Annotated in this window: 6 protein-coding genes; all 6 read right to left on the bottom strand. The window is 35.6% G+C overall.

What is annotated here, in order from left to right; genetic code table 11:
• Positions 1–142: 142 nt before the first annotated feature.
• Positions 143–319 carry a histone H1 gene (locus ACQKCJ_RS22500; RefSeq protein WP_271335049.1) on the bottom strand — a complete coding sequence of 59 codons (177 nt, stop codon included), beginning with the start codon at positions 317–319 and terminating at the stop codon, positions 143–145.
• Between the two features lie 317 nt (positions 320–636).
• Positions 637–1,965, bottom strand: coding sequence for a rhamnogalacturonidase (locus ACQKCJ_RS22495; protein ID WP_427402977.1), 1,329 nt, complete (start codon positions 1,963–1,965; stop codon positions 637–639).
• Between the two features lie 161 nt (positions 1,966–2,126).
• Positions 2,127–3,197 (bottom strand): glycoside hydrolase family protein, encoded by a 1,071-nt coding sequence (locus tag ACQKCJ_RS22490; protein ID WP_427402976.1) that lies wholly within the window; start codon positions 3,195–3,197, stop codon positions 2,127–2,129.
• 87 nt (positions 3,198–3,284) lie between these two features.
• A complete protein-coding gene (locus tag ACQKCJ_RS22485) occupies positions 3,285–4,817 on the bottom strand; it encodes a sialate O-acetylesterase (protein WP_427402975.1) in 1,533 nt (510 codons plus the stop codon).
• Between the two features lie 148 nt (positions 4,818–4,965).
• On the bottom strand, positions 4,966–6,501 hold the full coding sequence (locus ACQKCJ_RS22480) for a RagB/SusD family nutrient uptake outer membrane protein (protein WP_427402974.1): 1,536 nt from the start codon (positions 6,499–6,501) through the stop codon (positions 4,966–4,968).
• A gap of 6 nt (positions 6,502–6,507) precedes the next feature.
• A complete protein-coding gene (locus ACQKCJ_RS22475) occupies positions 6,508–9,651 on the bottom strand; it encodes a SusC/RagA family TonB-linked outer membrane protein (RefSeq protein WP_427402973.1) in 3,144 nt (1,047 codons plus the stop codon).
• Positions 9,652–10,029: the final 378 nt, after the last annotated feature.

Raw genomic sequence — 10,029 nt, 5'->3', positions numbered from 1 at the left:
ACACCCTTGCATTCAGCTAACACTTCCCACTGTAAAGGCGTGTTCGGGACTTACACCCTAGAGTTATCGCCCATGCTGGGCACACAACAAAAAAACCTCGTTTAAAATAAATTAAACGAGGTTTTATTTTGAATAAAAAATATTATTTTTTTGATTCTTCGATAGAAACTTTTCTAAACTCTTTTAAAAGTTTTTCAATTTCTAAAGTAGATTTACGAGCTCTTGCTCCAGCAGCTTTAACACCTTTTTCTGTCAAAGATTCAGCTTCTGCTTTAAATGTTTCAATTTCGGCGTGGATTTTTTCTAATAGATCTTTCATGCTTATAAGTATTAAATTAAGGAGCAAAAATAAAAGTTTGTATGATAGATACAACATATTTCACGTTAAAATTATCAGTGTTTTTCAGACTTTAATTTAACATTAAATTTACTCCACTTTTTTCTCTTTCGCCCAGAAGAACCAATGCCTTACTAATCAATTACTTATTAACAAAATTACAAAACAATATGCTTTAGCAAGCTCTAAAGGGCGACTGAAAAAAAGTTTATTTTTTTCTCTAAATCATAAAAAAAGGTCTGAACTTTTAACTTTTGAACGCTAAAAAGGCAGAATTAAATTGAGAATATGGGTAAAAATCACTCTACTAACTGCTGATTTACGTAAACATTTTTAAAATTGACACCGTTTATTATGCTTTTATCAATATCTGTTTTAACAGATTCAATTTTTAAATTTTCAAATGTAAAGTTTGATAAACGAACATTTGGATCATTCTCTACACCATAAAAAGTATCACATTTAAGGTCGATATTTTTTAAGGTAATATGATCTGCGTAAGATAATGGAACATCCGGACGGCCTTTTAAATCAAAAAATTGTTTCCAGGCAAAAACAGCAAGACATGTTTTTGCTTCTCCTTTTATATCTTCTACTCTGATATACTCATATCGCTGTGGCGTATCCGGTCTCATTTTTAGCCATAACAATCTTGAAGCGCCATCAATTTTGCAATTACGCATAATCACATTCCTGTTATGAATCGACTCGCTTCCGTTTGTTAAGGCTGAATGACAAAATCCGAAAGTACAATCTTCTATAATAATATTAGAATTGGGTCCATTATTTTTATCCTGATCTGCATAAGGTCCTTTTCCTCCTTTTAATGCAATTGCATCATCATTTACAGACATAAAACATCCTTTTACTAAAAAATTGGTACAAATATCAATATCTATTGCGTCTGTACTTGGTGCTTTTACACCAATATGTGGCGAAAAGATATAAAGATCGAGCAGTTTTACATTGTTACATTTATAAAAATGATTGGTCCAGAAACCTGAATTAATCAGCTTTACATCCTGAAGCTGTACATTATTCGAATTCCAGACAAAAATTAATCTTGGTCTTGATACTTCGAGATTGGTACATTTTGGATTTTCTTTACGACGTTCCCAAAAGGCTTCCCAATATTTTTTCCCGTTTCCGTTAATGGTTCCTTTTCCTGAAATCGAAAAATTATCAACTCCGTAAGCGTTGACCAAAGCCGGAAAATAATCCAGATTCTGACCTTCCATTCTGGATGGCATAATTGGAAAATCAGCAATATTATCAGAACCTTTTAATACGGCGCCTTCAGATACATGCAAAGTAGTTTTTGGTTTAAAAAACAAAGCACCGCTAAGGTAAACGCCTTTGGGAATCACAATAACTCCTCCGCCGTTTGCAGCAGCTTTATCAATTACTTTCTGAATGGCAATGGTTTGAATTTTAGTACTGTCCTTCCCTACTCCAAAATCTGTAATGGTGTATTTTTTACCTAAATCTTTTAATTGAATTTTAGAGTAATCCTTAAACCAATTTGTAATTGCGGTTCCATCAGGAAATTTATCATTTGCATAATTCTGTGAGAATGATACTTGCGTGAAAGCAATGAAGCAGAGTAAAATTTTAAAAATATTTTTCATTGTGATTTGTTTTAGTGTATGTTATCTTTTTTTATCATATTGTTGGTTATTTACCTTTGTTAAAGTTTAAAGCTTCGCCAAAGGTTTGCGTAATCTTATCATCCTGATGAAGAAAAAAAACTCTTTTTACGGAATCACTACTTCTGAATAATTTACATTTTTTATATTATTTTAAAAATAAACCCTGAAGCAGTTTCATATTTCCCACCTTGTGAAGCGCTAAACATATAAGTTGCTTTTCCGTTTTGAAACAATAATTGCGGACGCTCTAATCTACCATATCTATTTAAATGTTTTGGTGCTTCGGGTTGATCGATGTATTTATTTATGGGCTGATAGGCAATTTGAGGATCGCTCCAATTTTTTCCGTCATCAGAATCCATATACAAACCGTAATCGATACCAAAAACGCCCATATCTCTTGCTAGCATTTTGAATTTCTTATTTTCGTACCATACAAAAGCATCCTCACATTGTTTATTATCTCCAAGTTTCGAAAAATCAATTACCGGATTGTATTCGTATTTTTCATAAGGTCCATGAAGTGATTTCGATATTGCCAATCCATATTTTCTATTGCCTTTTACAGGAAATTTTGGATGTTCGTAATTTTCTGTGTCCAATGATTTATAATACAGCCAGTATTCACCGTTTGGATGTTTCAAAAAAGACGGATTTGTTGTTAAAAGATCATCCCAGCAACCTTCTTTCCCAGGCAATAACAAAGGTTGATCTGGTCTTTTCCAAGGTCCGTAAAGAGAATCGGCGGTCGCTAAGCCGATACGTTTCGTATTCATTTTTCCGTTAGAATTTCCCATAAAAAAAAGGGCATATTTTCCCTCTACGAAATGAATACTGGGATTATGGCAAGTCGTTGCGTCCCAAAAACCCTCACCTCTGGGTACTAAAACTGTACCTACATATTCGTAAGGTCCTTCAGGAGTATTGGCAACAGCATGAGCAATCTCTGAACTGTTGATCCAACCGCTCATACCTTTTGCCTTTGGCCATCTTGAAAAAAACACATGAATCTTACCATCAGGCCCTTCTATGGGGCTGTTGCACCAAACGTAATAATCTTCAAATTCTAAAGCGCGTCCGACTGGTCGAAGTCGTTTCTGGAAATCAGACAGCTTTGGATTATTCATAAAATTTCCGGCTTCTACTGAAAATGGAAGGCACAAACCAACTACAGCCAGGGAATTTCCGATGATAAATTGTCTTCTATTCATTTTGGTTTTATTCAATTATAATTTAGTGAACTTATTACGATTTTTAAACACCGAGAAAATATAAATGCCCATTAAAATAATCGCAACTTACTTTTTCTCTGTTTTTATTTCCCAATTATCTGTTCTAAAAGGCGAAGCAGGCAAGTTTTCGTTATTAAATAAATTAGGCTCGGGAATTGCTTTCCAGGCGAAACGAACCGCAACAGGTTCTTTTACTTTTGAGGAAGAAACTACTATCGTTTTTCCTTCTATTTTCGCGTCAGCCGGATAAAAAACCTGGTCGTTTCCTGCTACTTCAAATTCTTTTAGAGTTTCTTCCTTTTTCTTCAGACCAGACTCGGCGTAATCAAAAAACAATTGTGCCTTTTGTTTTTTAATTTTCATACGATTAAAAATCGGTCCTGAATACACCAGATTATTTTCTCCATAGGTTTTAGCACGCGCAATTAAAGAGAGTCTGTATCCCACGGTCTGTTTGTCTATTGGGTGAATATTGTTTGCGTCTCCAACATCTGTTGTAACAACCATTGCGCTATTTGGGATTATTTTTAAGGATATTAATTGCGCTTCCCGTATTTCTGCATTCTGTCCTTTATGAGGCGTAATCTGAACATAATAAAACGGAAAATCTCCTTGATTCCATTCTGCTCTCCAGCTTTTTACCATGGCAGGAAATAAAGTTCTGTATAAATACGCTTTTCCAGAATTGCTTTCGCCCTGATACCAGATCGCTCCTTTTATAGTATAATTTACTATGGGGTGAAGCATGGCATTGTACAAAACATAAGAGGTTTTGTTGGGTTCTTTTTTAGGTTTTTTGAATTGATCCTTTGGCGCATTTTCAGCACTTGCAATTCGTTCATTTATTAAATTCAAATAATATGTTTCGAGCTTTTCCTGATATACTTTTTCGTTTTTTGCATCTTCCTGAAGAATGGGCAAAAAGGCAACTTCTTTTTCTAAAACACTTTGAGCCGTCCATGCTTCGGCTTTTGTACCTCCCCATGAAGTTGAAATTAAGCCTATTGGTACTTTTAATTTTTGATATAGATCTCTGCCAAAGAAATAGGCTACGGCAGAGAATGTTGTGATACTTTCTGGCGAACATTCTTTCCAGCTTCCTTTAAGGTCATCAAGTGGTGTTGGCGAGGCATTCAGTGCAACGGTAAATAATCTTATAGACGGATATGTTGCGTTTTTAATTTCTTCCTGATAGTTTTTAACTCCGGTTTTCCAGGTTTTATCTTCTCTTCCAACAGGAAAAAACATATTGGACTGACCCGAACAAAGCCATACTTCGCCAATTAAAACATTTTTTAGCACAATGGTGTTAGCTGCATTGATTGTGATATCATATGGTTTTTCGCTGCCTGCAGGAGTGTCTACTGCAATTTTCCAATTTCCATCAGCATCAGCAATCGTTTCTATCGGAAGATTATTCCATCCTAAACGAATCGATATTTTCTCGTTTGTAGATGCCCATCCCCATAAATTTACTTTGGCTTTTTGCTGTAAAACCATATTATCCCCTACCAAAGCCGGAAGTTTTACTTGTGCTGATAGTGATGAAATTGCACTTAGAACAAATAAAAATAAAAGAAATCTTTTTAAATAAATCATTGCTATATTTTTAAATACTAAAACTTTAAATTTAAATAATTAAACATAAAAAGCATCCTGTGCTTCCCTGTTTGATCTAATCTTGTTAATGAAAAGAAGCTGCCTTTAAAAGACAGCTTCTTTCAAAAAAAAACTTGAGTAATATCAATTAATCGTAACCTGGATTCTGATCGTAAAGTCCTGGAACTGCTAAGATTTCAGACAACGGAATTGGATATAACAATGAATTATTTTCAATTGTTCTGATTTTCCCTTCAGTATCTTCTGCCGCTTTCCAGGCGTTCATAATTGCCACTGCTTTACCGGATCTGATCAGATCAAACCATCTGGTTCCTTCTGAGAAGAATTCTTTTCTTCTTTCTGTAAAGAGTTGATCCAGAGTAATGTTTGCAGCATCTGCCGGAACACCCGCTCTTGTTCTTACCTGATTTACAATTGCATCAACATCAGCCTGGGATCCGCCTCCGCCGTGAAGTGTACATTCGGCCATTAACATTAAAACATCTGTATAACGCGTTACCATGAAATCTACACCCCAGTCTTCACGCCCGTTTCCGTATCTTGCAGGATCAATGTACTTTTTGAAAACAGGAAGTGTATAACTCCCTTTATATGTACCTGTTTCGACTGTATAACTCGTTGCGATACCAAATATTTTTCTTTTATCAGTGGCTGCGAACAAATTTAAAAAACCAGCCGAAATTTGCTTGGACTCTAAAGCTCCTTGTGCTGATAAATTTACTGATGCAAAATAAGGCTCGTAACCCAACTCTACCATAAAATTCCCTCCAACTGCAAGGGGAAGACTTTGTGTATACGGAATCGTTAATACGTTTTCCAGATTAGCATTTCCTTCTACTTTAAAAATAGCCTCGTAATCTTCGCCAACCTTATATAATCCGCTGTTTTTAATATCGCTTAATTGTTGGTAGGCTTTATCCCATTCGTTTAAACCAAGTGTAGCACCGTCAATTCCGTTGGTTGGGCTGGAACGTGTCATGTATACAAGACCCAATAATGATTTTGCTCCATATTTTGTAACTCTTCCAAAATTGGCTGCATCATACGCCGGAAGTAAATCAGGAATGGCCAGTTCAAGATCTGAGATGATTAGTTTATAAACATCTGCAACCGGGGTTCTTTTTATCTTAGCTGCTTCTGTTGCTGTCATTGTTCTTTCCATCAAAGGAACTTTCCCAAACCATCTAATGAGATCAAAATAACAAAACGCTCTTAAAAAACGAGCTTCGGCAGTCATGGCAGCTTTATCAGCTGGATTTGTAAAAATCTGATCTCCTTTTTCGGTTATTTTCTCCAATAACTGATTGGCTTTGTTGATCGCATTATAATTACTTATGTAGGCTTCTTTTACATAAGCATTAGAACTTATAGAAGTGTAAAAACTATTAATACCTTCCCAATCTCTTGAAGCTAGTGTGGTTGCCAGCAAATTATCAGATCTTACTTCGCTTAAATTCAAAACTCTGTTGGCATAACCGTAAGTTCCCATTCCGTGAAAAGCTACTGAATAAGTGGCATTTCTGGCCTGAACAAAATCACCGGGAGTAGCATAAAAATTCTCAATTGTTCCCTGAGATAACGGTAATTGATTTAATTCATCATTGCAGGATGTAAAGGCAAAGAATACCAAAGCACTTGCAGCTAAATAAATATATTTTTTCATTTTATTTTAATTAAAATTAATGTTAAGTCCTATTACTAAAGATTTTGCCAAAGGCGCTCCTCCATAATCTACCGGCACAGAAAAATCACTGTTTGAACTTGCCGATGTATTGACGGCTTCCGGATTAAAACCAACTTTATACTTGTTCCAGTAGAACCAGTTTTCTCCTGTTACATACAATCTCATATTATCAATCCTGCTCAATCCTTTAATTGCTTGCTTTAGGTTATATCCAATTGTAATGTTTCTTATACTCACGTAATCTGATTTATACAACCAATCTGAATTGGCCTGATAGCCAAAAGAAGTTCTCCAGTTTCCTCTTACTGAAGGATCTACATTTAGCGAATTCTCTACAGATCCCATTCCGGTTCTGTCAATAGCACGTCCTGTTAATCCGTAAACTGTTCCTCCGTTTTGTCCCTGAACCAAAATATTCAGATCAATATCTTTATACTTGAAAGTATTGGTGATTCCCCAGGTATATTTAGGCGTTGGATTTCCTAAATCTACACGGTCATCTGAATTGATTTTTTTATCGCCATTCTGGTCAATGTATCTTGGATCTCCTAAAACCAATTTATTACCTCCAATTGTGGTTCCTCCTGTATCAATATCAGCCTGGGTAACTACACCGTTTTGTTTGAGTCCGAAGATGGTGTACATTGGTTTTCCAACTTCTAATTTTATAAAAGGAACTCCTCCGTCGTAAGCATTACTAATTTCAATTTTAGATTGATCCGGACCCAAGGCCAAAACTTTATTTTCGTTGTGGCTGATATTGGCTGATGTTCTCCATTCAAAACTTGGAGTCTTTACATTTAAAGAGCTCAATTCAAATTCCCACCCTTGGTTTTGTACCTCACCTACATTGGTCAGATAACTTGTAAATCCGGTAGCCCCCACAATAGGCACTCTTAAAAGTAATTCGCTGTTCGTTTTTCTGTATACCTCAAATGTTCCTGAGAGTCTGTTTTTAATCAGGCCAAAATCCAATCCTAAATCAACACTTCGTGATTCTTCCCAGTGCAAGGAAGGATTTGGTATTGATCCTGCTCCCTGCCCTATTGCTGCTGCACCACCAATCGAATAATTGTAAGTTGCCAGGGTTGCAAAAGAAGCATAACTACCAATATTGTTACTTCCGTTAATACCTGTACTGGCCCTAAGTTTTAAATCGCTAAGCCAGTCTACATTTTGCATAAACTCTTCTTGCTTTATTCTCCATCCCAGGGAAAGAGAAGGAAAAACTCCCCATTGTCTGTCTGATCCAAATTTTGAAGAACCATCACGTCTAACACTTGCAGATACTATGTATTTTTCTTTGTAGTTGTATTGCAATCTTGCAAAATAAGAAAGTAGTGTACTTTTTTCAGCATTTGTAGATCCTAATGATCCTGTTGGCAACGTTTCAACAGTCGAGCTGTTATAAAGTGCTCCGGAAGACAACGTTGACCTCATAATTTCATAGGAACTAAAGGATTGTCCTAAAAGCAAATTAATATTATGGTTTCCTATTGATTTATCGTAATTTAAAGTGTTTTCATTTACTAAATTTTGTCTTCTATAGGTATTATACCCTCCTCTGATACTCGCCTGAACATCATTTGGGGTATAACTTTCGGTTGTATTATCTGAGTTATCAAAGTTTAGTGTACTCTTCCAGGTAAATCCTTTAGCAAACCCATAAGTGGCATAAGTAGAAATCAAAGTTCTGTACATCGAGTTTTTTCCCGTTTTTGCCAGTGCATTGAGCATATTGGTTGTACTGCTTCCCCACATATATCTGGTGGTATATTTTTCTCCTGCCGCGTTAGAGGCGCTTTCAAAAACTGGTGTAGCGGTAAGTGCTTTAAAGAGTGTATTGTCTTTTCCTTCTACTCCCGGATCATTCTTTATAGAATAAGATGGCGCAATATTGATTCCCATTTTAAAGCTTTCTGATAATTTTACATCAACATTTGCTCTGGCAGAAAACAGGGTATAATCAGTCCCAATAATGTATCCTGTATTTTTCTGATAATTGGCAGAAACATAGTAATTGACAACATCTGTAGCTCCTGAAGCTGATAATTGATAATTATTGAATTCTCCTGTACGGAAAACTTTATCCTGCCAGTCGATATAATCCAAGCCCGGATGTCCCGGAATATCCCATCTGTCATCGTACAAATACGTATAATACCTGCTATTGGCCGTGTTAAGTGGCGCTGTTGGATTTTTTGCATTATAAGCCGCAATTCGCTCTTGAGTATTCTGGCTTGCCGAAGCGCCTGCTATCCCTGAACCTACCCATTGTGAATCAATCATGGTTTTAGCCCTGTCGATCCACCCTTGAGAAGATAACATATCGACTCTGTTGGCTTCCTTGTTTACACCACCATAAGTATTAAAAGTAAATTTTGGTTTTCCCTTTTTTCCTTTTTTTGTTGTAATTAAAACTACTCCGTTTGATGCTCTGGATCCGTAGATAGACGCTGCCGCCGCATCTTTTAAGACTTCTATAGATTCTACATCATTTGGGTTCATATTATCAAGTGGACTACCGCTGGAGAATCCGCCATTACTGTTTGAACCTTCTGTATAAATAGGGAATCCATCTACTACGTATAAAGGCTCATTTCCGGCAGTAATAGATCCTGCTCCCCTTATTTCGATACTAAAGGGCTGGCCCGGCAAACCTGAAGTTTGTTTTACACGAACACCGGCAACCTGCCCAATTAATCCCTGGTCAATTCTTGAGATTGGTCTTTCTGTAAAATTTTCTGTTTTAATTCCTGAAATAGCTCCTGTCGTTAGTTTTTTCTTTTGAGTTCCGTACCCAATTACAACGACTTCATTCAGGTTTGAACTCTCTGCATCTAAAGAAATACTATAAGTGTTTGTGGCACCTATTTTTACTTCTTTTTTAATAAATCCTATGAAAGAAAAAATTAAAGTTTCTCCCTCAGAAGCCTTGATACTAAATTTTCCGTCAAAATCAGTACTCGTTCCTCGATTTGTTCCTTTAACAATGATATTGACTCCCGGTATTGAGAGTTTAGACGGATCAGTTACTGTTCCTGTAACTGTTTTTTCTTGCGCATAACCCGATGCATGTAGTAATGCAAAGAAGGCCATAATCAGCAAAAGATTCAGCTTGTTTTTCATAAAAGTTAAAATTTGGTTAGTTTAATAGTTATTCCAAATTTATCCAGAAGTAGTTCCCGCAGTATCCTGTAGTATCCTGTTATATTTCAGCAGATTATATTTATTTTTATGTTTATTTTAACACGAAAACAGTTCAACTGCCTGATTTACAATCTTTAATTAATTGCGAAATATAAAAATATCATATCCAAAATTTTATTAAAATATTTTTCAGTATTTCTTATTTATTTAAAACAATAAATAAGAATTCACAAAGGAATACCCGTATTTTATAAATAATTAATTTTTGAATATAATTAATAAAAACAGGACGCTACAGGATAGCATTTTGATACACTACAGCTACTTTTACTTTGTTGCAACAAATAAAAACTAACA

This window comes from Flavobacterium sp. NPDC079362, from assembly GCF_050267765.1.
GTDB classification, from domain to species: Bacteria; Bacteroidota; Bacteroidia; order Flavobacteriales; family Flavobacteriaceae; genus Flavobacterium; species Flavobacterium azizsancarii.
The sequence above is the reverse complement of the archived record's forward strand: the minus strand, read 5'-3'. Positions and strand labels throughout refer to the sequence as shown.

What these genes read in the sequence shown, in the direction of transcription:
- ACQKCJ_RS22500 (WP_271335049.1), bottom strand. Translation starts at nt 319, where the DNA reads ATGAAAGATCTATTAGAAAAAATCCACGCCGAAATTGAAACATTTAAA.
- ACQKCJ_RS22495 (WP_427402977.1), bottom strand. Translation starts at nt 1,965, where the DNA reads ATGAAAAATATTTTTAAAATTTTACTCTGCTTCATTGCTTTCACGCAA.
- ACQKCJ_RS22490 (WP_427402976.1), bottom strand. Translation starts at nt 3,197, where the DNA reads ATGAATAGAAGACAATTTATCATCGGAAATTCCCTGGCTGTAGTTGGT.
- ACQKCJ_RS22485 (WP_427402975.1), bottom strand. Translation starts at nt 4,817, where the DNA reads ATGATTTATTTAAAAAGATTTCTTTTATTTTTATTTGTTCTAAGTGCA.
- ACQKCJ_RS22480 (WP_427402974.1), bottom strand. Translation starts at nt 6,501, where the DNA reads ATGAAAAAATATATTTATTTAGCTGCAAGTGCTTTGGTATTCTTTGCC.
- ACQKCJ_RS22475 (WP_427402973.1), bottom strand. Translation starts at nt 9,651, where the DNA reads ATGAAAAACAAGCTGAATCTTTTGCTGATTATGGCCTTCTTTGCATTA.